The 24546-nt window shown below is 35.3% G+C and carries 27 protein-coding genes; 5 read left to right on the forward strand and 22 right to left on the reverse strand.

The genetic code is table 11. From position 1 onward, the window contains the following. Positions 1–13 precede the first annotated feature (13 nt). Both HNP81_RS01200 and HNP81_RS01205 read right to left on the reverse strand, forming a co-directional pair. A complete protein-coding gene (locus HNP81_RS01200; protein WP_028392955.1) occupies positions 14–400 on the reverse strand; it encodes a DUF3397 domain-containing protein in 387 nt (128 codons plus the stop codon). A gap of 13 nt (positions 401–413) precedes the next feature. After that, positions 414–1286, reverse strand: a complete 873-nt coding sequence (locus HNP81_RS01205; RefSeq protein ID WP_182501308.1) for a 2-dehydropantoate 2-reductase — start codon at positions 1284–1286, stop codon at positions 414–416. Between the two features lie 513 nt (positions 1287–1799). On the opposite strand from HNP81_RS01205, the gene HNP81_RS01210 reads away from it, so the two are divergent. Beyond that, positions 1800–2267 carry an N-acetyltransferase gene (locus HNP81_RS01210; RefSeq protein ID WP_028392957.1) on the forward strand — a complete coding sequence of 156 codons (468 nt, stop codon included), beginning with the start codon at positions 1800–1802 and terminating at the stop codon, positions 2265–2267. A gap of 447 nt (positions 2268–2714) precedes the next feature. On the opposite strand, the gene HNP81_RS01215 is transcribed toward HNP81_RS01210, so the two are convergent. The 3 genes from HNP81_RS01215 to HNP81_RS01225 form a co-directional block, all read right to left on the reverse strand. Next, positions 2715–3332 (reverse strand): RsfA family transcriptional regulator, encoded by a 618-nt coding sequence (locus HNP81_RS01215; protein WP_028392958.1) that lies wholly within the window; start codon positions 3330–3332, stop codon positions 2715–2717. Between the two features lie 675 nt (positions 3333–4007). Further along, positions 4008–4181, reverse strand: a complete 174-nt coding sequence (gene rpmF, locus HNP81_RS01220) for a 50S ribosomal protein L32 (RefSeq protein ID WP_028392959.1) — start codon at positions 4179–4181, stop codon at positions 4008–4010. Positions 4182–4251: 70 nt separating this feature from the next. Continuing rightward, complete coding sequence (locus HNP81_RS01225) at positions 4252–4773, reverse strand: YceD family protein (RefSeq protein WP_028392960.1); 522 nt, start codon at positions 4771–4773, stop codon at positions 4252–4254. Positions 4774–5152: 379 nt separating this feature from the next. On the opposite strand from HNP81_RS01225, the gene HNP81_RS01230 reads away from it, so the two are divergent. Continuing rightward, positions 5153–6364 carry a nucleotidyltransferase gene (locus tag HNP81_RS01230; protein WP_182501309.1) on the forward strand — a complete coding sequence of 404 codons (1212 nt, stop codon included), beginning with the start codon at positions 5153–5155 and terminating at the stop codon, positions 6362–6364. A gap of 241 nt (positions 6365–6605) precedes the next feature. On the opposite strand, the gene HNP81_RS01235 is transcribed toward HNP81_RS01230, so the two are convergent. Further along, positions 6606–7628: a SepM family pheromone-processing serine protease gene (locus HNP81_RS01235; protein WP_182501310.1), complete on the reverse strand. Its 1023-nt coding sequence runs from the start codon at positions 7626–7628 to the stop codon at positions 6606–6608. Continuing rightward, entirely contained in the window at positions 7618–8415 is a 798-nt protein-coding gene (locus tag HNP81_RS01240; RefSeq protein ID WP_028392963.1) for a patatin-like phospholipase family protein, read from the reverse strand. Before HNP81_RS01240 ends, HNP81_RS01235 begins: the two co-directional genes overlap by 11 nt. 203 nt (positions 8416–8618) lie before the next feature. Between HNP81_RS01240 and spoVV the strand changes: the two genes are divergently transcribed. Further along, positions 8619–9836 carry a dipicolinic acid transporter SpoVV gene (spoVV, locus tag HNP81_RS01245; RefSeq protein ID WP_028392964.1) on the forward strand — a complete coding sequence of 406 codons (1218 nt, stop codon included), beginning with the start codon at positions 8619–8621 and terminating at the stop codon, positions 9834–9836. A 159-nt stretch (positions 9837–9995) separates the two neighbouring features. Here spoVV and coaD read toward each other — a convergent pair whose 3' ends face one another. Beyond that, positions 9996–10481: a pantetheine-phosphate adenylyltransferase gene (gene coaD, locus HNP81_RS01250; RefSeq protein ID WP_182501311.1), complete on the reverse strand. Its 486-nt coding sequence runs from the start codon at positions 10479–10481 to the stop codon at positions 9996–9998. Continuing rightward, positions 10482–11060, reverse strand: a complete 579-nt coding sequence (rsmD, locus tag HNP81_RS01255) for a 16S rRNA (guanine(966)-N(2))-methyltransferase RsmD (RefSeq protein ID WP_028392966.1) — start codon at positions 11058–11060, stop codon at positions 10482–10484. It lies immediately after the preceding gene. A 529-nt stretch (positions 11061–11589) separates the two neighbouring features. On the opposite strand from rsmD, the gene HNP81_RS01260 reads away from it, so the two are divergent. After that, entirely contained in the window at positions 11590–11979 is a 390-nt protein-coding gene (locus tag HNP81_RS01260; protein ID WP_182501312.1) for a DUF7147 family protein, read from the forward strand. Positions 11980–12073: 94 nt separating this feature from the next. Here the strand turns inward: HNP81_RS01260 and HNP81_RS01265 are convergent, their stop codons facing one another. The 6 genes from HNP81_RS01265 to HNP81_RS01290 all read right to left on the reverse strand — a co-directional run bounded on the left by HNP81_RS01265 (position 12074) and on the right by HNP81_RS01290 (position 15755). Continuing rightward, positions 12074–12349 carry a YlbG family protein gene (locus HNP81_RS01265; RefSeq protein ID WP_028392968.1) on the reverse strand — a complete coding sequence of 92 codons (276 nt, stop codon included), beginning with the start codon at positions 12347–12349 and terminating at the stop codon, positions 12074–12076. 475 nt (positions 12350–12824) lie between these two features. After that, positions 12825–13271, reverse strand: coding sequence for a YlbF/YmcA family competence regulator (locus tag HNP81_RS01270; RefSeq protein ID WP_028392969.1), 447 nt, complete (start codon positions 13269–13271; stop codon positions 12825–12827). 104 nt (positions 13272–13375) lie between these two features. Then, a complete protein-coding gene (locus tag HNP81_RS01275) occupies positions 13376–13759 on the reverse strand; it encodes a hypothetical protein (protein ID WP_051405051.1) in 384 nt (127 codons plus the stop codon). A 70-nt stretch (positions 13760–13829) separates the two neighbouring features. Then, positions 13830–14072, reverse strand: a complete 243-nt coding sequence (locus HNP81_RS01280; protein ID WP_028392970.1) for a YlbE-like family protein — start codon at positions 14070–14072, stop codon at positions 13830–13832. 19 nt (positions 14073–14091) lie between these two features. Then, positions 14092–14499 (reverse strand): spore coat protein YlbD, encoded by a 408-nt coding sequence (ylbD, locus tag HNP81_RS01285; RefSeq protein ID WP_028392971.1) that lies wholly within the window; start codon positions 14497–14499, stop codon positions 14092–14094. A 386-nt stretch (positions 14500–14885) separates the two neighbouring features. Then, complete coding sequence (locus HNP81_RS01290; RefSeq protein WP_246399200.1) at positions 14886–15755, reverse strand: CAP domain-containing protein; 870 nt, start codon at positions 15753–15755, stop codon at positions 14886–14888. Between the two features lie 627 nt (positions 15756–16382). Between HNP81_RS01290 and HNP81_RS01295 the strand changes: the two genes are divergently transcribed. After that, the gene (locus HNP81_RS01295) at positions 16383–16745 is read left to right on the forward strand and encodes a YugN family protein (RefSeq protein WP_028392973.1); all 363 of its coding nucleotides are present in this window, start codon (positions 16383–16385) and stop codon (positions 16743–16745) included. 144 nt (positions 16746–16889) lie between these two features. Here HNP81_RS01295 and HNP81_RS01300 read toward each other — a convergent pair whose 3' ends face one another. The 7 genes from HNP81_RS01300 to cyoE all read right to left on the reverse strand — a co-directional run bounded on the left by HNP81_RS01300 (position 16890) and on the right by cyoE (position 24052). Further along, complete coding sequence (locus tag HNP81_RS01300; protein ID WP_028392974.1) at positions 16890–17351, reverse strand: DUF420 domain-containing protein; 462 nt, start codon at positions 17349–17351, stop codon at positions 16890–16892. A gap of 328 nt (positions 17352–17679) precedes the next feature. Next, a complete protein-coding gene (gene ctaG, locus HNP81_RS01305) occupies positions 17680–18582 on the reverse strand; it encodes a cytochrome c oxidase assembly factor CtaG (RefSeq protein WP_182501313.1) in 903 nt (300 codons plus the stop codon). Positions 18583–18934: 352 nt separating this feature from the next. Next, positions 18935–19270 (reverse strand): cytochrome c oxidase subunit IVB, encoded by a 336-nt coding sequence (gene ctaF / locus HNP81_RS01310; RefSeq protein WP_182501314.1) that lies wholly within the window; start codon positions 19268–19270, stop codon positions 18935–18937. Between the two features lie 3 nt (positions 19271–19273). Beyond that, positions 19274–19900 carry a cytochrome (ubi)quinol oxidase subunit III gene (locus HNP81_RS01315; protein ID WP_028392977.1) on the reverse strand — a complete coding sequence of 209 codons (627 nt, stop codon included), beginning with the start codon at positions 19898–19900 and terminating at the stop codon, positions 19274–19276. Further along, entirely contained in the window at positions 19900–21771 is a 1872-nt protein-coding gene (gene ctaD, locus HNP81_RS01320; RefSeq protein WP_182501315.1) for a cytochrome c oxidase subunit I, read from the reverse strand. Before ctaD ends, HNP81_RS01315 begins: the two co-directional genes overlap by 1 nt. A gap of 25 nt (positions 21772–21796) precedes the next feature. Further along, positions 21797–22876, reverse strand: coding sequence for a cytochrome c oxidase subunit II (gene coxB / locus HNP81_RS01325; RefSeq protein ID WP_182501316.1), 1080 nt, complete (start codon positions 22874–22876; stop codon positions 21797–21799). A 231-nt stretch (positions 22877–23107) separates the two neighbouring features. Then, positions 23108–24052 carry a heme o synthase gene (cyoE, locus tag HNP81_RS01330; protein ID WP_028392980.1) on the reverse strand — a complete coding sequence of 315 codons (945 nt, stop codon included), beginning with the start codon at positions 24050–24052 and terminating at the stop codon, positions 23108–23110. Positions 24053–24546 lie beyond the last annotated feature (494 nt).

Here is a 24546-nt window from a genome sequence, read left to right on the forward strand (position 1 = left end):
TTATATTGGCAATTTAAAAGGTCAACAGAACCCTTGTGGTAATTCCATAAAGTAAAAGAACAAAATAAACACAAAAGAAAAAAGCAAAATTAAGCCGCCAAAAACCTCTTAATACTTTTTGAAAAATTATTTCTCCTTTGACCCGATAGTGAACAACAACTACAATGCATCCAATCGTAATCATTGCCAAAAGTAAAACCCAAATAATGTGACGATCCCAGATAGCGATAATAAGATAATGTACAGAAAGAATAAATAAAAGAGTGCTAATATCCATCGCTACTTGTACAGAACGCCGATGATTTCCGGTTACTTGCTTCATAACAATGAAAAAAATGATATACGCAAGGATAGGCATTGTTATGAAAGTTGCAGCTACACTCGAGAACATTGATACCATGTTACACACTCACCTAACTTTCCATCCCTTTAACTAAGGAATATATAATTGCTGTCATTTCATACGGTTTTTTCCTTTCTATCGCAGACTCCATGATATAACCCGTAATCGCATCAATTTCAGTTTTCCTTCCTAATTCAATATCTTTTAACATAGATGAACGATTTTTCGAAGTTGCGAGACAAATTTGTTCAATATGATCTATAACCTGTTCTCTATTTTCAATTTCAAATATATTCGAAATTTCTTCAAAATACTTTTTAAATAATAAATAGAAATGAGGATTATTAATAAGTTCACCGTTTTCAACCTTTAATATTGCAGTTAAAGGATTAATCATTGCATTTACTAATAATTTATTTAGAAGCATCTCCTGAAAATCCTTCTCAGCTTTAAAGGGGAACATACTAATTTCTCTTTGAAATAACGGAAAATCTTTAAGTTTCCCCGAATAGGCTGCAATTCTGGTCACTCCTAAACCTGTATGTTCAACCGTTGTATTATCATGTTTTAATGCACCATGCTCGACTACCCCGATATAAATTTCTTGTAAAGCTGACTGTTTTATCATTTTAATATGTGAGTATCCATTTTGTAAAAACACAAGCGGAATTTCGGGATCTTGAATAAGTGGGATCACCTCATGTAGGTGATACTGTTTAACAGCTATAAACAATAAGTCATGTTTAGCAATCCCCTCAAAAATCGGAACCACTTTTACCTTTTTGATCTTAGATAGTCCATCGCTTTTTAGTGTTAACCCTAGCTGCATAAGTTCATCAGCCTGTTTTTTCGTTCTTGTATATAGTGTAATCTCATATACCCCTTGTAAATAAGCGGCAAAAAGTAGTCCTATCGATCCACCGCCGATTATTCCTATATCCATAGCTCCCTACCTTCCATTTTTATAGGAAAATGGGACGAAGCATGATTAATTTAAACTGCATTTCTGCTTAAACCGAAAGTGGGGGTTTTCACGCCCGTTAATGCGGGATAAATTAGATTTTTTGCTATACTCCGCCTATTACTCCTTTTTAAAGTTGATTTCCTCATCGAGAGTGAGGTTATTTATTATTTATGTTACCAAACTTAATCACTACTTGGAATGAAATCCTTTTGATCTGAATATTATTTTCGATGATGTTGTATAAAAGATAAGGTTAGTCAACTTATTATCGCTTTATCCTTTTTAAAAGCAAAGGAAATTGGGCATTATTTTAATAATTTTTTATATTATGTTAATTAAGCATCTTTCTAGGGAATTGTTTCACTAAATATTATATAATACATGTAAAGCGGTTTCTTTTTCAGAATTCTTTTGATAGCCCAACTGATACCATGCTATTAATGGATTCCTAGATACTTATATAAACTGCGGTAAAAAGGGGGAGCTTTTTTTATGAACTATAAAGTGGAACGTTTATTAGTGAATTATAAAACACTGGAAGAATTCAAAAAATTTAAAGAGTACGGTATTCAAGAGCTATCAATGATAGATGATTTAGAAGCAAACATTATCGAAAACGATAGTATCTCGCCATTTTATGGGATTTACTTTGGCGACAAGCTTGTTGCAAGGATGAGCCTATACGAAAGAAAAGCAAAATTTGATCAATATTTTGAACCGAAACAAGATTTTTTAGAATTATGGAAGCTTGAAGTTTTACCGGATTATAGACAAAAACATTACGGATCCACACTTGTTGACTTCGCGAAAAGCTTCAAAAAGCCAATCAAAACAAATCCAAGAGTGAAATCAGAAAAGTTTTGGGACAAAATGGGATTTCATTCAGTTTCATATGATATGGATCGAGATTTGGGGGAAAATCCAATATTATGGACACCTGAAACTACTAATAACCAATAAAGTAAATCTTCCATCAGAAGGGTGTACCTCACACTCTTCTGATGGTTAAACCTGTTCTAGTATCGCTAATACACCCACCCCTACCTTACATAGATAAGTTTGCTCTATGAAATATTGTTCTACAATATACAAAGACGAAAGTACACTACGTACTTTCGTCTTTGTGACCTACAACTTGTTGGTGTAAACTTTACCGGTAAGTTTCACTGTATCTTACCAATCGGACCTATACAAGCAGTCGTTCCCCAAACCTTATGCTAAGAATCTTACCATGAGAGTCTTACTTAGCGTTTAGTGTAGGATAAAATGTTTAATCACACAAGCAAATATTCAATACCAACTTGTGCGATTAATGATGTTTAGAAAGCCATTCTTTCCATCACATTTATTCATAGAGCCTATCGTTACAGCAAAGCACTCCTACAAGAGTTAACTAACCTTCTTTTGTTACTTTTCCACTCTTTCTAGATTCCCATTCTTATCCATTTGGAATTTCACCTTTTTTTCTTTTTTATCTTCTTCGAATACGATTAATTTTCTTGCTCGTTCCATAATTTGAAGCAACGCATTGTAGTCATCTTCAACTGACTTCAGTTTTTCAAACAGCTTTGTGTTATCATTTTTCAGATTTTCGTTCTCTATCAGAAGTTTATCGTACTCTTGTGTTATCAACTGTCTGTCACGGCTATCATTTAGCGTTTGTTCCTCCACTAGTGTAAGATACTGGACAACATCTTTCATAGTAAGCGTTGAGTTAGTTGGATGTAAATGCGGGATGTCAACAGAGGTTTCTGTCACAGTAGATACAACTTCTTCTTTTATTCTTAATGGAAGTTTCTTATTTTCTTTTCTTTGCATTTTTGCCAGTTCAATACCAGATTTATACTGTTTTCGTACATGTGAGTTCCAGCGAAAACCACAAGCAGCAGCAGTTCTTGATAAACTCTTGCCCACCTCTTCAAAGGAGTTGAGCTGGGTACTTCCTTCACGAATATGACGTAAAACCACCTCAGCTAGTAAAACATCTTCATCTTGAGTCCATGCATCCTGCCTTGCCATTGACATTGAAATCCCCCCAACTTATTTTTTATCCACTATGCACAACTGTATAACTCATACTTTATGAGAAAGAAGTCTGCTTTTTTATTGAAAAGTATGCACATGGCTTTTTTGTATGAAGGACATGGGGACGGGGCTTCGCGACTTACTCATATAACCTACTTAGCAGGCATACTTATATGATCGAGTAAACATCCAATAATCCGGCTCCGCACCGCCACCATTGTGACTAGGTGAGTGTAGCGTGCTACTTGATTGATCCTTCATAGTAACTGGTGGCGTTTTAACGCCATAAAGGTTTCCTGTACAAATTCATAGCTCAAAGATGATGGAGTGCAACTACAAAGGAGCGTTTCCTATTGGTCTAGAGTCAACCTCACTGTACTACAATCATATGCACTTGATAGAAAAGATAGAAGAAGGGAAAAGATAATATACCTGATTTTTTAGAATTTATTAAAAATACACTTCTACTTTCAGATGGATAAAACATAGCTATTCATGCTAATATCAATTTCTTTCATTCAATATGATAGTATTCTTGAATATAATCATCATTTCCTGCTTTTCATATGGTTCGTACCTTATACTTGTAATTAGCTAATCGACGTAAACTATTTTTCACAAATAAAAAAAGCACAAAGATTAATATAATCTTTGTGCTTTTTTTATTTTAAGAAATTATTTGCTCACAACTTCTTTTCCGTTGTAAGTCCCACATTCTTTACAGATACGGTGTGAAAGTTTCATTTCACCGCAGCTTGGGCATTCTGTCATACCAGGTACTACTAATTTGAAGTGTGTACGACGTTTTCTTTTTACAGTTTTAGACGTTCTTCTAGCAGGTACAGCCATTATTCCCACCTCCTTATAAAAAGTCAAGAAGCAATCAAGAATGAATCTTTACATTCCTTCTGTTTCCCCATTACGATTCTTTATTGTTGTCAAAAAAGTTTGCAAGCTTTGCTAATCTAGGGTCTACTTTCTGCTTCTGTTCTTCCTCAGTCAAAACAGACCAATGTTCCCCAGATTGAGGAGCAGCGCCTTCAACATTAACATCCTCACAAAAAACCTGCATTGGAATTTCAAGCAATAAATTTTCTTTAATTACTGGTATAAGATCCACAACATCGCCAATAACAGCAGTTGCTTCATCTATTGCATATTCAGCAAGTTCCGCTTTAAGTATAAAGGTTTCAGTTGTTTCAATATCAATCGGATATTTTACATCTACCAGTGTTCGAGAACAAGGAAGAATTATTGTTCCAGATAAGTGCAGATGGAAGGTAATATCTGAAGAGTGAATATCAGCTCTGCCAGTTACCTTTATTGGCGATACACCACGAATTTGTGAATCTCTTTCCTTAAGATCAGAAACATCCACAAATTCATCGATCTGTAATTCTTTATCTCGAAATTTTTGAAGTTGGCCAATCGTCCATTTCAAATCAATCACCTCTAAGGCAACAAAGGTAATTATAGCTGTCTATCTACCGTTTGTCAATATTTTTTCTTTACACCCATAAACCGAAAAGTGCCCGTTTATCAGCGCCAAACATAAGACGAGCAAGCTAAGGGGCGGTTCTCCCCATAAGATTAATAAGCAGACGACTTAGTTGATGGCTACTACAGCATGTAACTACTCTTTAGCTCACCATTCTAGTATTCACATCTTGCACAAATCCCACTCCTACTATAATATCCAATTTTCACAGCAATGCAAACATTACTTTGCTAAACTGTTAATTTTCGTGATTTGGAGCCGTTACATTTTCATGTTAAAGTATGAACAGAACTAAACACATTATCTTAGAGGAGGGAGTTTTATGAAAGCAGTTGGACTCGTAGTTGAATATAATCCATTTCATAATGGACATGTATATCATGCAATTGAGAGCAAGAAAGCAGCAAAAGCCGATGTAGTCATCGCTGTCATGAGCGGTTCATTTCTTCAACGCGGTGAACCTGCCTTAGTAAATAAATGGGCACGGGCAAAAATGGCTCTTAAAGGCGGTATAGATCTTGTTTTTGAATTACCCTATCCATTTGCAACACAGCAAGCAGGAATTTTCGCTCAAGGAGCTATCAGTATTCTTGAAACACTTGCTTGTGATACATTTTGCTTCGGGAGCGAAAATGGTCGACTTGAACCTTTTATGTCTACCTACCAATTTTTATTAAAGAACAAAGATGAATTTGATGAAAAAATCCGCTACCATCTAAAGGCTGGATACAGTTATCCTAAAGCCACATCGCTAGCGTTTAATGAAATACAAGGTCATGAAAATGTACTCGATTTAACTCAGCCAAATAATATTCTCGGTCTAGAATACGTAAAAACAGCGTTATCGAAACAATTTAAAATTAAACCTATGACCATTCATCGTATTGCAGCGGGCTATCATGATACTGAACTTTCTACCGGCTCAATAGCCAGTGCAACAGGTATTCGTAAGGCGATAGCGGATAAAAAAAATTTGAAAGACATCTTTACATACATACCTGAATCGACAAAGGATGTACTAGAGCAATATTTAGCAGTTTATCATTCTTTTCACGATTGGGAAAAATACTGGCCTCTGTTAAAATATCAAATCCTTTCAGCTACAGTGGAAGAACTTGCCAGTATTTATGAGATTGAAGAAGGGATCGAGTTTAGAATGAAGGAAATGGCAGCGATCGCTTCATCCTTCCACGAATTTATTACATTATTAAAAACAAAACGCTATACATGGACAAGGATCCAAAGGATGTGTGTTCACTTATTAACTAGAATGAAGAAAGAAGATATGCATGCGTTCATAGAAGCACCAGCCTTTTTAAGGCTACTCGGGATGAATTCAAACGGACGGGAATATTTAAACAAAATCAAAAAAGATCTCCCCATACCGCTCATATCCAGGCTGTCTGCATTTAACGACCCATCCATCCAACCAGATTTAAGAGCCTCACAAGTTTACGCTCTCGGTCTAAGTCAACCTTATCAAAAATTATTAATGCAACGTGAATATAAATCACCTGTTATTGTCAATGAGTAGACATATTTATAAAGTGACACTTCAATCAGCGGGGATTTTCTTCATTCCCCACTGATTGTTAGCTGAACTAATTAGACTCCTCATAAGTTTAATGTAGTGTCTTACATCAGTATGCATGGGATCCATCATGTGAAATGCTGGTTTCACACTCTTTCTTAGTTATAACTAAAAAAGATGACTCCGTTCAACTTCCAAAAAAATCATTTCTAAAAAAGAGTCAGACCAATTAAATGAGGCATCATTAGTTTTTAAAAGGAAGCTTTTCTAAATAAGTTCGCGCATCATCAAATGTATCTACAGGTACAATCTTCATTTTTGTTTTAATATCCTTTGCAGCAATTAAGGCTTCACGGTAATTTGAATCTTTTTTGCCTCGTTCATTTGGTGCAAAGAAAATCTCCGCCCCACTTTTATGTGCTGCCACAATCTTTTGTTGAATCCCACCTATCGGGCCTACTATTCCATCTTCAGACATAGTACCAGTTCCTGCAATTCGATACCCTTTCGTAAGGTCACCTTTTGTTAACTGATTATATATTTCAAGTGTAAACATCAAACCTGCAGAAGGTCCACCTATTTCCTCACTATCAATTTTAATAGGAGGATTTGTTACCGGACTTTTATCATCTTCAAGTGATATCCCGATTCCTACCTTCTCCGAATGTTCATCAAATGCTTTTAATTTCATCTTAGCAGTATATTCTTTATTATTGCGAATATAAACGATGTTAATTTCGTCGTCTACTTTTTTTTCAGCAACATAATCAATGAATTCTTGAGAAGATTGAAATTTCAGATGATCTACTTTAATAATCTGATCACCAGTTTTTAATGTTTTTTCTGCAGGCATTCCTTCAATCACACCAAGCACGTAAACTCCATGATAATCAAAAGTTATCGATTTTCCTGCTTTTTCGAACGCAACTTGAATTGCATGATTTTTTGATCCATCCATCATATGTAGTTGTCTAAGGTTATACTCTTCATCACTTTCATTTTCCCTACGAATGTCCTTTTCAGCAAATAACTCCTGATAATCACTGAACTTTGCGATTGCATATGAATATATATTTGCTTTCCCCATTCTTATTGTCGTTAGCATAAAACTTCCTTCAGCCTTGTCTCCACCCTCTACAGAAACAATTGGTTCAAGTTCTTTTGCCATTCCCGGTTTTGTTACATAGTAAGGTAAATAATAAAAAGTTGAACCAACAATCAGAACGAACACTATAAGTAAAGAGCGAATATAAATTTTACGTCTCATTGGTGTAAGATTCCCTCCAAGTATCTATGCATTGTTTAATTTTTTCGAGATTTAATCGTGCTTCTTCTTCACCAATAGTAATTATTTCATGAATATTTGTAAATGATTTTGAATTATAATTTTCCACATGTGGACGGATCATCACATCTGAAGATAGTTTTCTGCTTTCGGTTAGCTCCATTTGTAAAATATCGAGACTTTGCATAATCACATCATAAATAGATGTAATCTCTATTTCCTTTTTCACATTCGAAACATCAACAGCAATCACAAGATCTGCCCCCATACTTCTAACGACCGATACTGGCACTCGATCAATGACACCGCCATCCACTAATAACCGATCGCCTATTTTTTCTGGGACAAAAATACCTGGAATAGAAATACTCGCTCTAACTGCATCTGCAATTGAACCACTTTGGAAAACAACTTTTTCTCCCTTTTTGATATCTGTTGCTACAATAGCGAGTGGAATATCTAACTCCTCAATCCTTTTGTTATAGGTAAATACTCGGATAAGTTCTTTCACTTTTTTCCCTGCAACAAACCCCATCTTTGGAACGGTAAAGTCTAAATAATATTTTCTTTTAAATACCTTAGATAATCGATATAGACGTTCTACATCTGAACCTGCTGCATAAAAAGAACCGACTAGTGCCCCCATACTGCTACCAGCAATCATATCAATTGATATGCCAGCCTCCTTTAAAACCTTAATAACTCCTAAATGAGCAAATCCTCGGGCTCCACCTGAACCAAGGGCCAACCCGATTTTCGGTTCTCTCAAAGCTGACTTCCCCCCTTCTTTGCACTCAATAGTTATTTCAAACTTCTTATCAAAGTTATGGTGTTAATTGCTGGCTTATGTGCATATTGTGTATTTAGGTGGACAAGATTACTAGCTTAAAATGCATTTTTACATATTATACCTATTTTATCATTTCTCTAAATGAGTGCATAGCATATTCGCTTTTTAAGGAGGCTCGTATTTTGTTTAAAACAAAAATCAAAACAATCGTATTAGCTGCCTCAGCAATCATTATGGCAATAGGTTTAATTACCTTTCCCGAAGAGTCTTTTGAAGCATCAATTAGAGGATTGAATATGTGGTGGGAAATTGTTTTTCCATCATTGCTGCCATTTTTCATCATCTCAGAATTACTTATTGGTTTTGGCGTTGTTAAGTTTATTGGTGTCATTCTTGAACCAATAATGAGGCCACTATTTAAGGTTCCGGGGGTTGGCGGATTTGTTTGGGCAATGGGTATGGCATCTGGATTTCCGTCTGGCGCAAAGTATACAGCAAGAATGCGTCAAGAAAAGCTGTTAACGAAGATTGAAGCTGAGCGGCTTGTGTCTTTTACTAATTACTCAAGTCCGTTATTTATGTTTGGGGCGGTATCCGTTGGTTTTTTTCATAATTCTAGTTTGGGCATCATGCTTGCTAGTTCACATTATTTAGGTAATATTTGTGTTGGCCTATTGATGAGATTTCACGGGAAAGATGATGATAAGACGAGCTCCTATTATAAAAAGGCACCTTCCATTAAGACCGCTCTCCAGCAAATGCATCGGACTCGGCTGAACGAAAAACGACCACTTGGTAAATTACTCGGCGACGCTGTACTCTCCTCCATTCATACTTTATTAATGATTGGTGGATTTATTATCTTATTCTCTGTAATAAATAAATTGCTTTTTCACATGAATGTCACTTCAATTCTTGCACAAGGAGTTATCGCCGGACTACATATGATTCATTTCCCAGAAGAATTGAGTATGGCCTTCATTTCAGGTCTATCCGAGATCACGATCGGTTCTCAAATGACAAGTGGTGTTGAACAGGCAACCCTCATGCAGAAAGCAATTATTACAAGTTTCATTCTTGGATTTAGCGGGTTTAGCATCCAAGCTCAAGTAGCGAGTATTCTAGCTGAAACTGATATTCGCTTTTCACCCTTTTTCTTCGCACGAATTGTTCATGGTATATTGGCTGCTACTTTTACCTTTATACTTTGGAAACCTATCTACGAAAAAATGGGCTTAAATGGTCAACCATCGAACTCTAATCCCGTTTTTATGATGAATGACAATGGGATTGGTTTTCACTTTTACGAAAAAATAATGGATTATGGTCCCTTAATTACAATTGCATTTTTAACACTCTATTTCATTATCGGAATTAAGAGAAACTTTATACACCATTAAGTGATCAACTTTTTCACCATTATAAAACTAACTTTGTTTCGTAATTTTTCTGAATAAAAAAAGGATGTACCAGAGCAGTCTAACTCATCCTCATGTAATAGAGATATAAAAAAAACTATTACATGAAGAATGTATGACGCTTTTTGGTCATCCAACTTTTTATTTCTGAGCAAATTTTTCCTGAAGTGACTCTGCAACTACGGCTGGGACTAATTCTGAAATATTTCCACCGTATTTGGCTACCTCTTTCACAATACTAGAACTTAAAAAAGAATACTGATTCTTCGTCATAATAAAGAAAGTTTCAATTGACTCATCTAAAACACGGTTCATGGAAGTAATTTGCATTTCATACTCAAAATCAGATACTGCCCTTAACCCTCTAATGATTGCACTTGCGTTAACACTTTTGGCATAATCTACAGTTAAACCTTGGAAATAATCAACTTTAACATTCGGGATATGCTTCGTAACTTCACGAATTAACGCGATACGTTCATCGACAGTAAACAGCGATTTTTTTGAACTATTATTTAAAATCACCACATGTACCTCATCAAATACTCTTGCAGCTCTTTGTATTATATCAAGATGTCCGAGTGTAATTGGATCGAAGCTACCTGGACAAATAGAAATTTTTCCCAACTATAACTCCTCCTTTTCACCTCGTTCATTTCTCCATCGATAGATTGAAACAGTGATGATACCATAGTTTTCATGTTTCCATTTAACTAAATCATTCACGTTTTCAGGTAGCACAACATCATTGCCATGCTCGCAAACAATAATTCCCGATTCTTCAAGAATCTTAGCATCATGTATCATTTCAAGCAATTTCACTAATTTTTGCTGCTTATAAGGAGGATCAAGCAATATTAGCGAAAAGGATAAGCTTCGTTTCATAATAGCCTTTAAGGCACGTTCAGCATCATTTTTATAGACCTCTGAACAATCAGTAAATCCACATATTTCAAGATTTGTTTTTACTGTTTGAAACGCTTGGTAATCACGATCGACCAATACAGCTTTATCCATGCCCCTGCTCAATGCTTCAATCGCAAGTCCACCGCTTCCCGCGAACAAATCAAGTACTTGACCGCCATCAAAATAGGGGCCAATCATATTAAAAATAGATTCCTTTACTTTATCTGTTGTAGGACGTGTCCCTGTCCCTGATACAGCTTTTAACGGTCTTCCCTTACATATTCCAGAAACAACCCTCATAATATTCCACCACAATTTCAACTAAATTCATTTCTCATTTATCCTATCATATTCAAAAATGTAAGCCAATACTTTACATGATCAGCTCCATGTCTATTTCATCATCCCCCAAATAGTAATAATAATTAACACGGATTATTATCGATTTGAACGAAGAAACAAGTCAGTTGAAAAAAATACTATTAGTTTGAATAAGAAGAAGATATTTGGTGATAATAAGAATAACAACATCATTTTCGAAGGTGTTGTTGCCAACCGCGGAGAAGTCTTACATTTCCCCATAAGACCTTCCTCCGGTTTCTCCTCTCCCTTTACCTTCTTCCTTATGTGAAGGAAATAGAAGGACCCTGCAGAGCATTCTGCAGGTTTTTTTATTTTGAACATTCACCCAAAAACTATCATTTGCTATAATCGACTGAAAAAACATCCTATTTCGTACTCAATCTTCCGTTCACGATTGATTTAGTTACTTTTACATACGCTTTTAACATGATAAAGTAAAGTTGATGAAAAAAAAGGAGCGATTGAATTGATACAACGATTTATTGAACTTGGAAGTGGTTATTCAGATCTATATGAATTACTAGAAATCGGAAAATCAAACAAACATAGAATTGTCCATCTGCTTGCTCTACATACCCAAATAGACGATACGCCCATTACCTCTCTAGTAATCGTATTAAAACCGACACAACCAGGTGATTTCCAACCCCTATATGTCTGCAGGGAAGGTATCCCTAATCCAAATTATAAAAAAAATAAACGGTACGAGCTTTTTGAAAATCTTGCTACTGAATTAAATAAAACTATCATCGAATTACAAGTAAAGAACTCCAATCAATTCGCCGAAAGCGGACTATACTATCAGCATCTTATTGGGATTCTTCGAATGAACAGATACTTACCAGCATTACAATAATCAATAATGAAAAGTAATGCACAAAACTCAAAGGAAAACGAATCCTTAATTCAATAAAAAAGAGCTGCTCAAAATTTTATGAGCTAGCTCTTTTTTAAATTCCCATTTTATAATCGTATTCTTTCGCTTTATCAGGCTTAGAGTTCTCAAATTCCATTTTCAAAAATGGTTTATAAGACACTTCAACTTTTTTTACAAATGAGTAGCTATTCAATTTCTGAGACAGTGTCTCAATTTCCTCCATATTAGTATATATGACCACGTATTTCATTTTTTTAGAGACAAAATGAATATTGCCAAACTTCCGAAGCATTTTAGCTTGTTTTAATGTATGTAAATATACAATAAGAGCTTGTCTTGTTCCAAACATATTTATATCGCTCCTTCTTATTGACAAAATTCATCAATAATAGTTTTTCTAAAATTAATCCCATATTAACGGGCAGCTAAACATAAAGCAAGCGTCACCAAATATGATGAAAATGGCTATTTTCACGGGAGTAAGAATCTCACCTCAAAACTTAGAGGAATCGAAGAATCGTAAGTGCACTGATTGAAATTCTGCCTTTATCGATTAGTAAGTTTGGAATAAATCATCCAATTAGCCTCGAAATGATTCTCTCAAATACGAAACATTCAAACAAGGTTTAGTTAAGTGTAGCATAGCGGTTACTTTTATTTCAACCATCTTTATACAGAGCCTTAGAACTTGATACGAGGTGATTGGGAAAGACAAACGCAACGTATTCCGTAGTTTTCTTTTCACTAAAAAAAGGTCTGACATTCAGACCTTTTCTTTACCCCGCATTTACGAGCAGCAAGACCCCACTGATTGAAGTTTTACTTTATGCCGAGCATCCACAGCCGCCACCTGTACCACAGCTACCACCACAGCTTGACCCTGATTCGAAAAACGGGCTTCCTGCAGGTACTTTAATAAAAGGAGAAACAGCATGTCCTATTCTATGACTAATTTCATCTAATACAGCCTGTAAATCTGTTTCTGCTCTTTTGAACGCAGCGATAGAAGGATGCATATCCATCTCTCGCTTGACATGGCGAATCTCTAAATTCACCCGTTTATAGTCGGGATGATATTTTCCAAAGCGTTGCACTTCTTCAAACAGGTCCTTTAAAGATGTAAACTTTCTTATCTTATCCTGGGCCTCTTGATCGTGACGCAAATTATATAAAAGCTCAAAATACTCTTGACCAACTTCCGAATCAAGAACCATTTTAGCCAAGGCATCTGCTTTTTGTAAAATAGTGACTCTTTCCATAGTAGCAAGCATTAGATTCGCTCACCTCCACAACCATTTTATCATGGATACGATTTAGAAGCGACTATCTTTTCTTATTATTTTCAATATAATTCCATCATTCAATTTTATTTCCCTCAAATTGTTGAACTTATATGTACCTTAAATTGTTTAATAAGATCAACTTTTTTTTCTTTATTATGGATAACAAGCCTCATTTTATGAGGACCAACTGGTACATCTTTTATTATAAAGGCAGCTGTATTTACTGATTTTACTTTCTTGTCGTCCATATATACATAAACAGTCGTCTGTTGCTTTTGATTATGATTAGCAAATGAATAATCCTTTACATAGCATTCCACAAATATCGAATTTCCCTTAACGAAATAATGTACACTGAAAGGATCGCTGATTTCGTTATCGGTCGAAGCCATTGCTACATTTTCCGGCTCCGGAATTTTATTACCACAACCAGTCAACAAACTTCCAATGAGAAAAACAACTATAAAATAGCGCATGAAATAGCCCTCCCTTTGTTTTTTTAGTTTCTACAAGAGAGAGAGAATTATCCGCTTTTATATACTTAAGTTAAGATGAAGGTGTTTTCATTGCTTGAAACATATTCATCATCATCGAAGCAAATTGAACCCCATCAGAAAATTTAGAGACTCGGTCTGGAATTGATTTCTTAAAGAAAAACGCTGCATCTGTATCTAATTTCTCAAGCAATTGGGGATTTCTCATTAATTTACGATACCAATACGGCTGCATCCTTACTAATTTCAGCAAATCCTCATTTTCTTTAATCACCTCATAAATATCTTGTCGCATTAAAATTCCCCCTTAATTGTCAATCTTTTTTAAACACAAATGGATTATTACGAGTTTCTATTTTTTTTGGTTCTTCTTTTACAGAATTATCACCTTGAAAGGAAGTGAGAATGCCTTGGATAGCCCCCAATGCTTGATTGGCATTTGAAATATATTGTTGAATTTGCGTAATATCCATGTTTTTAAAGGTATTTACAAGTGTACTAACCATATCTCCAGTATCTGTCGATTTTTTTTCTTCTACTTTTTGTTCTTTTTTCTCTTCTGTATATATATTCCATTTATCGTGATCGCCACCCAATAAATACCATTCTTCAAACAACTGCTGCCAAGAATATTTTCCTGCTTTTACTTGATCAGTTAACCCTGGATGAGTTCGTACGAATTCCTTAAATTTATCAACTGATGGGCGTTTTCTCTTAACCATTCTTCCTCACCTCCAAATAAAGTGAAACTTCAATCAGTGGGGGTTTTCTTCATCCCCACTGATTGTCAATTGAACCAATCGGTCATTTACGAGCAGTTATCCCCCGCCTATTCTACTTCGATTCCTCTAAGCTTTGAGGTGGGGTTTTACTGCCCGTTAATGCGGGATAAAGCATTAGCCTATTTTCAGAATATGCTGTACGAAATTATATGTGCCTAATAACCTAAAGAACTTTTACAATTCGATCAGTAAACAACAAAAAAGCAGATGCTTCATCAGAAAGGCAAACTTCACATTTACTACTTACAGTGTAATTAACGTGTAATCACAAAAATCCTGTATAGTAAATGCTCGGTTATGACTTTTTAAGAACATCTGCAATAACATTATTTGCTGATAAAATTTTGAGTGTAATACTTTTGATAAACTCCAACACCTAAATGTGTAAATTCTTTATTTAACATTGTATCTCGGTGCCCTTTACTATTCAACCAGCCTTCCATTGCTTCAATAGCATCTACGTATTTTGCTGCTATATTTTCTCCAGCGATTGTATACTTGACCTCACCTGTCTTCAATCTCTCTGCAAGCTCCCCGGCTGTAGGTGACGTATGCGAAAAATAATCAGCATTATACATATCAGAACTATGTAGAAAAGCTACCTCTGAAGTGGGTTCATCCCAGCTTAACTGATTCAAACTAAACCGACTTCGGATAATATTAGTGAAATCAAATATTTGTTGCTTACTTCCATCCTCAACCTGTAACCATTCTTCCTCGGAAAATTCAGGTTCTCCCATTAATTCACCTCTGTATGTTACTTCATATGGCCTTTGCTTGATCAATGTTTCAGCATTTAAAAATCGAACACTAGACACGGTCCCTGTAAATTTATCTAAATAAAGCTGTATATAAATATCACCTATCTTAATTAATGGTCTTATATTCATATCTTCTTCTGATAATTCAAAACGATAGGAGCCGGTATCTGTATCTATATCAAGTGAAGTTTCAAAAAACAAACTTGAATATATTTCGTCTATTGGTTGTCCAATATAAAAAGGTGAAACATCGGTTAAATCACCTATTCCATATGCTGATACTACTTTTCCTTTTTCCATTGCCAGCTGTAAATACGTATCTGGATTTTTATTATAGATCCACCAATCATACCCATAAGCTGATAAATCAATTCTATCTGGTTCACCAAAAGATTTTAATACTTCTTCTTGATTCTTCCCTATAGTCAGCGCCAATCCACTCTTAGGTGTGATTAATCCATTTTCAAGTGTAGGCGCTTTACTCTTAAGATTCTCCTGACCACCCGGATTAGCTTGCTTTGATCCATCAAGAACAGCATCTCTGCCATCATTCTGATCAATATTAAAATAAATTCCTAAAATGAAAAATACAATTACAAAAAAAATAATTCTAGCGAACGTCTTCAGAAGACACTCCCCTCTCTGACTCTTATTAAGATAAGCAAAGATGTTAAGAACTTTAAATTTTAAAACAATTCCTTTAGAACGCTATAAAAAAAGGTACCCGTTTAAAACTTGCAAAAATCCGAGTAGAGATAATAGGATACTAATTTACTTTTTAATATCTTAATCTAATTATATCATGATTATTACACTTATTATAGAATTTGGATTGGCTATATCATTAGAACAAATGTAAAAAAACTGTTAACTTTTATGGTATTTCTGTGAACGGTACCAATATACGGAAAGATAGCGATTGCAACTTGTATTAATTCATACTATTATTAAACTTGAGAGAATTTGGTCTATACAAACCTTAGGGAGTAAAACATGTACTTTTATCAAATTTCTCCTGATTTTTTTACTACATATTTAATTGTATGAATAGGAGGTTTTTTTGTGAGATTCGAACAATTTGGATTAGAAAACATGACTGGAGATTTGAACCGCCTTGATAGTCTAATGGCTGACTATGGCTTAATTAGAGCTGAGCAATGGGATTATGAACGTGTCAGTTACGATCGTAAATTCGAATTGAAAGATGGTGTTTTTTATCTTCGTGTACAAGGGTATGCGGTTGAAGGTGATGTAGGCGCTCATAAAGCAGTTATAAAATTACTAGTTCCACTTTTGGGCAAGCATTACTATCCTCACGGTTTAGAATACGGTGAAGATGAACTATTCCCATCCACCCTAGTCAAACAATGTGAAAGCATATTAGCAGATATAAAAAAAGAACTGGATGAATTCAACGGATTGTAAGATATAACAAAAAAGAGGAAGTCCCAAGGTATAATCTCTCATTATACACACAGAATATCGGTTTCAAACTGTGTATAGTCTAAGTCGAGTCTAAACCTTACCTTTGGGACATCCTCTTTTCTATATTTTATTAAATTTTTCAGATTACGTGCCAAGTATAGCTTTTATCAGCGATGTTGTGTCTCCACCAGGGTAAAGAACATATAACAGTAGATACACTGCAAGACCCGTTATGCCAGTAAAGAACCAAACAATACTTGTAAATGGCCCAATCTTACGGTGAGTGGCGAATTTCTTTTTAAATGCCAGAGTAAACATCGTTATACCGAGTATTGCTCCTAATGTAGCAAGGGTAATATGAATGATCAGAAAAACAGTATAATAGATTTTAATACTATCAGGTCCACCAAAGGATGTATTCCCGAGAAAAACAGTTCTTGATGCGTAAATGGTAAAGAAAATGATAGCAAATACTCCTGCAGCTAACATTGTATACTCATGAGCTTTAAAATTACGTTTCTTAATTAAATACCAGCCAATTGCCACTGTAATTGAACTCAAAACAATAAAAAACGTACTAATCGTTGGAAGAATTGGTAAAGACATAATCTGCTTTAACGCCCTCTCTATTTATATTCATCGTATTCATTTTATAAAACATCATTCTAAAATTCAACAAGTTCGTATATTCTTAACAGAATGCTCACTTTTAAAGATTAAATAAATGCAAGTTTCTTTATTTTTTCCTTAAAGTATGATTTCTAACGTAGGGGCCAAAAAGGATTAGACCTCACACTATATAGATCGTTTAGTGTGAGGTCTTGACCCATCCGCTAAGAAGTAACAGCCTTATTAAGTAAGACCTTCATTCTTGTATGGTTTGATTTTCCGTTAATGCCGGATAAATAGTTTTCTAATTTATTTTTTCAAATTTCTATTTAATTGGTTGTAAATGAGATGGAATGGGATCATTTTCCTCGTTTGAACTGTTTTCTTTGCGATACCACGCGAAAAAAGTATAACCAAGCGCTACACCAAGCACAATTTCTTGAATGATCTTCATTAGAATGCCACCGAGCTGTTGATCTTCTACGATTGGAAGTCCGTTAAACATTTCAGGACCACTTAATGTTAATCCGGACAGTGCAGAAGCGGGAACACATAATTCCATCGCTACTAACCAGGCAGATGCGTCTGAATAAGTTGCAAATAATGGAGCGTCTGCGAAAATAATCAATGCACAAGCAGGAGTCATTAAAATGCCACTTCCAAATATATATGCAACTTTCTTAACACCAGATAGACTAGTTCTTTCAGGTAATTGATTGACTAGGGGAAACCACATAAATATTGCTAACATAAACAGTAGAATTGTATAACCAGCATGTAACAACATATTGGTTTTTACAAAATCGAATACTAAAGGTATGTGATAAAACGAAAAGAATGCATTAAAAGAAATTAATGCAAATAGTGGTTTCGTAAAGAAATTAAACATCCGTTTAATAATTGGTAAGCGAAGGAAAGAGCGCCACAGCCAATCAGGGATTCCAAGTATTAATAAAGGTGGGACAACTAAATACAAAAAAGCCATTTGAGTCATATGTGCACTGAACATAATATGTCCCAATAAATCCAAAGGTGATCCTTTGATAATGTACAAAAGCACAATTGCCGTAACAAAAAGTATCTGTTGCTTTATTCCTACAGATTCATTTCTAATAAACTTATGGCGAAATTTTGAAACGAGTAACATATAACCTACAATGACCAGAACCATAAAAACTAAGAAGTATGGACTCCATAAAGCACGAAAACCAAAAATATCGATAGACATATTAACACCTCTATTTGCACTTATTATCCCTATTATACCTCTATTTCAATAACAGGAGACTAGTATTTCATTTAAAGTGAAGCTTCCACCAGTGTTTTTCTTCATCCCCCACCTATTTATTACTTGATTCTCTCACAAAAATTGAGGTGGGGGTATCACAGCCTGTTATACCAGGGATAAATTTGATTCTTAGATCGATTCATTCAGTTAAATACCACCAGCTTAACTTATTAACCACCGCATCGTGATCATGATAGGAAAAGAAAGAGCCGGCTCTTAAGCACCGACTCAACTTCAACACTATAAGCTAGATCGAAACAAGTTGTCTAAAATGCCAACTCTTTCTTCAAATTCAAAGCCAAACAATCGTTAAAAATACAAGAACCGTAATCAACCCTACTGTCAAACCAGAATAAATAAATAAAGCAATCGTCTCATGTCCTTTATGCTTCATATGCATAAAATAATAAAGCTGGAATATTACCTGAATTGCAGCAAGTAGAAGGATAACTGGAATTGTAAACCAACTTGAAATTGAATCCATTGCTACCATTACAAAGGCTATTACCGTAAAGAAAATCATCATTGCAAAAGTAATGACTTGATGCTTCATTTCTTCTGCGTTTTGTTTCCGTCGAAATGCTAAATTTAAATTCGGGTTCGCTGAATTAGATTGTTGATTTGTCATCAGTTATCCCACCATTCCCATTAAATAAACGACAGTAAAGATAAATACCCAAACAACGTCAATAAAGTGCCAGTATAAACTTGCAACAAAGAATTTAGGCGCATTATACAAACTTAAACCACGTTTGGCATTTCGTATCATTAGAGCTAAAAACCACATAAGACCAAACGTAACGTGTGCCCCATGAAATCCAACTAGTGAATAAAAAGCAGAACCAAATGCGCTACTTGTAAATGAATGCCCTAAATGAACATAATGATTAAACTCGTAAATTTCTAATGCTAAGAAACTGAAGCCGAGCAATACAGTAATAACAAGCCAAGTCTGCATTTTCTGAAAACTGTTATTTTTCATGTGATACATTGCGTAAACACTCGTTAATGAACTTGTTAATAGTATCATTGTCATCGCAAATGTAAGTGGAATTTCAAATAAGTCCTTAGCTAGAGGCATGCTTGAATCAGGTACCTTATCTTTTAAAGCAAGATAGGTTGCAAACAGTGACGCGAAAAGTACAGTCTCTCCACCAAGGAATAACCAAAATCCTAAATACTTATTTTTCGCTTCTAATGTTGCAGTTTCAGGAGACGCCGGCCATGTAGCATCTGTAAATTTTTCTTCTACGTGCATTATGCCTTTACCTCCTTATCTTTATCATCCATCAATTCTTCTTTATGAATATGGAAGCCATGATCATCTTTTAGTGAACGAACAAGCATGGAACCAAATGTAATTAATAAACCAATTATTATGACCGGAACTGACCACGTCTTATTGTCCATATTGTACAATGCGCCAAATGCAGCAATGAACAAACCGATTGTAATACAAATAGGTATGATAGATCCGTTTGGCATATGAATGTCATCTAATGGTTCAGCAGGCGTCATTTCCTTTTTCCCTTCCATTTTTTCAATCCAATAAGCATCTAAACCACGCACTAGTGGTAATTGCTTAAAATTGTAGAATGGTGGTGGCGAAGGAATAGCCCACTCCAATGTACGACCATCTCCCCATGGATCATTACCCACTCTTACGTTCTTCACAGAAGTAATAACAATATTAATTAACAAAATTATTATGCCCACCGACATAAATATAGCCCCAATTGAACTAATCAAGTTGGATGTTTCCCAACCTTGCCCTGGTAAATACGTAAATACACGTCGCGGCATCCCCATCAAACCAAGGAAATGTTGAACGAAAAACGTTAAATGGAAGCCAATTAAGAATAGCCAGAAAGTAAACTTCCCTAATGTTTCATTTAACATCGTTCCAAACATTTTTGGCCAATAATACGTAACACCAGCAAGTATACCAAGTACGACTCCACCTACGATTACATAGTGGAAGTGAGCTACAACAAAGTAACTGTCATGATATTGATAATCTGCAGGTGCAGCACCAAGCATTATCCCAGTTACTCCTCCCATCGTAAATGACGGAATAAACGAAACAGCATACAACATCGGAACAGTAAAAGTAACACTACCGCCCCACATCGTAAAGATCCAGTTAAAAATTTTAATACCTGTTGGTACGGCTATTGCCATTGTAGCAATTGCAAATATCGCATTTGCTATCGGACCTAAACCAACTGTAAACATATGGTGAGCCCAAACCATGAATCCTAAAAATCCAATTAATACGGTTGCGAATACCATCGAAGAGTATCCAAATAGCCTTTTCCTAGAAAATGTTGAAAAGATTTCAGAAAAGATTCCAAAGGCAGGTAATATTAGGATATACACCTCAGGATGTCCAAAAATCCAGAATAAATGCTCCCAGATAATTGTATTTCCACCTGCAGCAACATCAAAGAAGTTTGCTCCAAACATTCTATCGAAAAGCAGTAAAAATAATCCAACCGTTAACGGAGGAAAAGCAAAAAGTATTAGTGCAGAAACAACAAAAGTTGTCCATGTAAACATAGGCATTCTCATATAGGTCATACCTGGAGTTCGCATATTAATAATCGTAACAAGAAAGTTAATTCCTGCGATAAGAGTTCCAAATCCTGATATTTGAAGGCCTAATACATAGAAGTCTACTCCATGTCCTTCAGAATGGATGGCTAATGATGCATATGATGTCCATCCAGCATCTGGTGCCCCGCCCAAAAACCAAGAAAGGTTTAGAACAACTCCTCCGAAGAAAAATAGCCAAAAGCCTAAAGAGTTTAGAAATGGAAACGCAACATCACGCGCGCCAATTTGAAGCGGCATAACAGCATTCATTATTCCCAACAATATAGGCATCGCTGCTAGAAATATCATGGTAGTACCATGCATCGTTATCATTTCATTGAATATTCCGGCACTCATAAAGTTATTATCAGGAATTGCAAGCTGGATTCTAATGAACACGGCTTCCAAGCCACCGAGAATAAAGAATAGTCCGCCGGATATTAAATAAAGAATGGCGATCTTTTTATGGTCGACCGTAGTCATGAAATCCCATAAAGTTGCACCAAATCCTTGTTTTTTAGCGTACGTACTCACGATTTAACCTCCAATTCAGTCAATTTTACTTATCTTCAACTTTAAGATTAAGTAAATATTCGGCAAGTGCATCGATCTGCTCATCTGTCAAATCGCCATATTTTCCAGACATTGTGTTACCTGGTTTATAATCGTCAGGATTTTTAATCCAATTTTTTAAATTTTCTTCATCATGAGGTAGAAAACCAGCAATTCTTTCTCGTTCTCCAAAGTTTGCAAGGTTTGGCCCCATACCAGCTCCATTATTACTTGTTGAAACAGCATGGCATCCAATACAGCTTTGGTTAAAGATTTCTTGCCCTTGTTTAGCTAACTCACCTTCAGCTACTGCTGGTTCTTTGGCAACAGTCTGCATACTCTTTACCCAAGAGTTAAAATCATCCTTAGATTTCGTTACTACTTTAAAATCCATTAACGCATGAGATGGTCCACAAAGTTCTGCACATTTTCCGTAAAATAAATTTTCCGCTTCATTAGCTTTGTTACTATCGAACACAAGATACATTTGGTTGACTCCATCTACATTCGTATCCATTTTTCCGCCCGCTGCTGGGACCCAGAACGAATGTTTAACATCTGAAGCTTTAAGATTAAAGTAAACCTTTTCATCTGTAGGTACAACTAAATCCTGGCTTGTGAAGATCCCATAATCAGGATATTCAAATTCCCACCAGTATAGGTTTGCTCGGACGTTAATAACTACAGCGTCTTTTGTTTTTCCGTCCTTATCCTTCACTTCCATTGCAGACGTATCCGCAAACTCGAAAGTGTAAGTTACGACTGGAATTGCCAGAATGATTAAAAGCAGGATTGGGATAGTCGTCCAGATCACTTCAAGTTTGTGGCTTCCTTCAACTTGTTTCGGAATGCTTTCGTCACCAGCTTTTCGGCGGAAACGCACGATAGCGATTACAAAAAGAACAACAACCACGATGATAACTAGTACCATGATTAGCGTACTTAATACCATTAGGTTAAATTGTTTTTGTGCTACTTCTCCAGCTGGTCTAAGCGCGGATAGATTAGCTTCCCCACAGCCCGCTAGAATTAGCGTCATTATCGCGAATAGAGAAATCAGACGCCATTTTCGAAGCCTTGTTTTCATGCTTAAGAAACCCCCTCTTTCGTAAAAATTTCTCACCATAATTAAATGTGCAAGTTTTGAATTACTTTCTATCTTAAATTTCTAATTAAAGAAAGAATTCCCTTTTGAAGGAATTAAAAAAAATAAAGGTGATGCGTTCAGTTAATAATTCTAATTGTTCAAACACTTTTCTATGTATTATAGAATGTCTCAAAAAAGCACTGATTTTCTGAGACATTCTTAGAAATACCTTTAGTTGACTTCTTTAATAAGTGTAAGGATGACCATTGCTACAAACAAGATAGTCATATAATTTAATGAATAGACAAACATTAGTTTTGCCCATTTTAAGTCATCTTTCATTTTATATCCATAAATCCCAAGTATAAACCATCCAACACTTAAAATTGTTGCTAATACTACATAAGTTGTCCCAAGAGCCGTCATGAAAAACGGAACAGGAATCAACCATGCTACCCACAGAACCATCGATCTTTTTGTAGCTTTGAATCCTTTAACGACTGGAAGCATTGGGACACCAGCAGCTCGGTATTCTTCCACTCTTTTCATTGCAAGTGCATAAAAATGTGGTGGCTGCCATAAAAACATAATTAAAAATAACATCCAGGGAATAATTCCTAACCCTGGGTCTACTGCTGCCCATCCAATTAATGGTGGCATAGCACCAGAAATACTACCGACGATTGTATTGGATACAAACCTTCTTTTCGTAATCATTGTATATAGAACGACATAAGCAAATACGCCGAAACTACCCAAAATTGCGGTTGTCATATTAGTCATGGCTAACATAGCGATTCCAAGCCCGATCAATACAAAGCTAAGAATTAATACTTTTGATGCACTTGCCTTACCGGTAACAGTAGGACGATTTTTCGTTCTTTCCATCAAATGATCAATATCCCGATCATAATAATTATTAAAACTGCATGAGCCAGCCATAATTAAAGCGGAGCCAGCCAACGCAAAAAACACCTTATCCAAATTTGTTAAAAATGGCATGCCAGTAAAATGCAGTGCAAGCCATATACCAGTAAAGGTTGTTATCAAATTGGAATTTACGATTCCTATTTTTATTAAAGCAAGGAAATCTTTCCATGGTGTTGTTTCATTGTCAGAAATAGATATAGTGTTCGGTTTCATATCAGCTTCTGTCAATACTCTTGAATCAGACATTATTCATTCCTCCTTAGAGTATTTCGACAAATACGTTAAAGTATTTCGGTTCACTACTATTATTCCATACTTTTCATTATTTGTAACTATGGAAGGCCAAATTATTAAAAGCAATGTTACCCAAAGCTTTGACAACTTTCCTAGTATAGAGATTGGCACCAAAAATACAATAAAAGTAAAATGAAGGAAAATACCTTTTCCTGATATTAAAGCATACTTTTTAATTCTTTTGTGTATATTTTTCGTTTTCTTTTTGACGGAATTGTGACTCTCTTAGGAAAAGTTCCCACTTCTACCTAACCTAATGAATAAACAATTACAATACATACTCTTTATTTCTACCAGACTCTCAGGAAACTTTCAACCTTCTACATAAAAAATCTAAATAATTAGACTATATTTCATCTTCCCAGGATCATTAGATTAATTTTGAAAGGAAAATGATACATAAATCTTATTGTAATATCTTGTAATTTCCTTTTCAATTAGCTACT

The sequence above is a fragment of the Peribacillus huizhouensis genome (genome assembly GCF_014138605.1).
Classification (GTDB): domain Bacteria; phylum Bacillota; class Bacilli; order Bacillales; family DSM-1321; genus Peribacillus; species Peribacillus huizhouensis.

Coding starts and splice junctions, on each gene's coding strand:
- HNP81_RS01200 (WP_028392955.1), bottom strand. CDS start 400: ATGGTATCAATGTTCTCGAGTGTAGCTGCAACTTTCATAACAATGCCT.
- HNP81_RS01205 (WP_182501308.1), bottom strand. CDS start 1,286: ATGGATATAGGAATAATCGGCGGTGGATCGATAGGACTACTTTTTGCC.
- HNP81_RS01210 (WP_028392957.1), top strand. CDS start 1,800: ATGAACTATAAAGTGGAACGTTTATTAGTGAATTATAAAACACTGGAA.
- HNP81_RS01215 (WP_028392958.1), bottom strand. CDS start 3,332: ATGTCAATGGCAAGGCAGGATGCATGGACTCAAGATGAAGATGTTTTA.
- rpmF (WP_028392959.1), bottom strand. CDS start 4,181: ATGGCTGTACCTGCTAGAAGAACGTCTAAAACTGTAAAAAGAAAACGT.
- HNP81_RS01230 (WP_182501309.1), top strand. CDS start 5,153: ATGAAAGCAGTTGGACTCGTAGTTGAATATAATCCATTTCATAATGGA.
- HNP81_RS01235 (WP_182501310.1), bottom strand. CDS start 7,628: ATGAGACGTAAAATTTATATTCGCTCTTTACTTATAGTGTTCGTTCTG.
- rsmD (WP_028392966.1), bottom strand. CDS start 11,060: ATGAGGGTTGTTTCTGGAATATGTAAGGGAAGACCGTTAAAAGCTGTA.
- HNP81_RS01265 (WP_028392968.1), bottom strand. CDS start 12,349: ATGTTTGGAACAAGACAAGCTCTTATTGTATATTTACATACATTAAAA.
- HNP81_RS01270 (WP_028392969.1), bottom strand. CDS start 13,271: ATGCTTGCTACTATGGAAAGAGTCACTATTTTACAAAAAGCAGATGCC.
- HNP81_RS01275 (WP_051405051.1), bottom strand. CDS start 13,759: ATGCGCTATTTTATAGTTGTTTTTCTCATTGGAAGTTTGTTGACTGGT.
- HNP81_RS01280 (WP_028392970.1), bottom strand. CDS start 14,072: ATGCGACAAGATATTTATGAGGTGATTAAAGAAAATGAGGATTTGCTG.
- ylbD (WP_028392971.1), bottom strand. CDS start 14,499: ATGGTTAAGAGAAAACGCCCATCAGTTGATAAATTTAAGGAATTCGTA.
- HNP81_RS01300 (WP_028392974.1), bottom strand. CDS start 17,351: ATGTCTTTACCAATTCTTCCAACGATTAGTACGTTTTTTATTGTTTTG.
- ctaG (WP_182501313.1), bottom strand. CDS start 18,582: ATGTCTATCGATATTTTTGGTTTTCGTGCTTTATGGAGTCCATACTTC.
- ctaF (WP_182501314.1), bottom strand. CDS start 19,270: ATGACAAATCAACAATCTAATTCAGCGAACCCGAATTTAAATTTAGCA.
- HNP81_RS01315 (WP_028392977.1), bottom strand. CDS start 19,900: ATGCACGTAGAAGAAAAATTTACAGATGCTACATGGCCGGCGTCTCCT.
- coxB (WP_182501316.1), bottom strand. CDS start 22,876: ATGAAAACAAGGCTTCGAAAATGGCGTCTGATTTCTCTATTCGCGATA.
- cyoE (WP_028392980.1), bottom strand. CDS start 24,052: ATGTCTGATTCAAGAGTATTGACAGAAGCTGATATGAAACCGAACACT.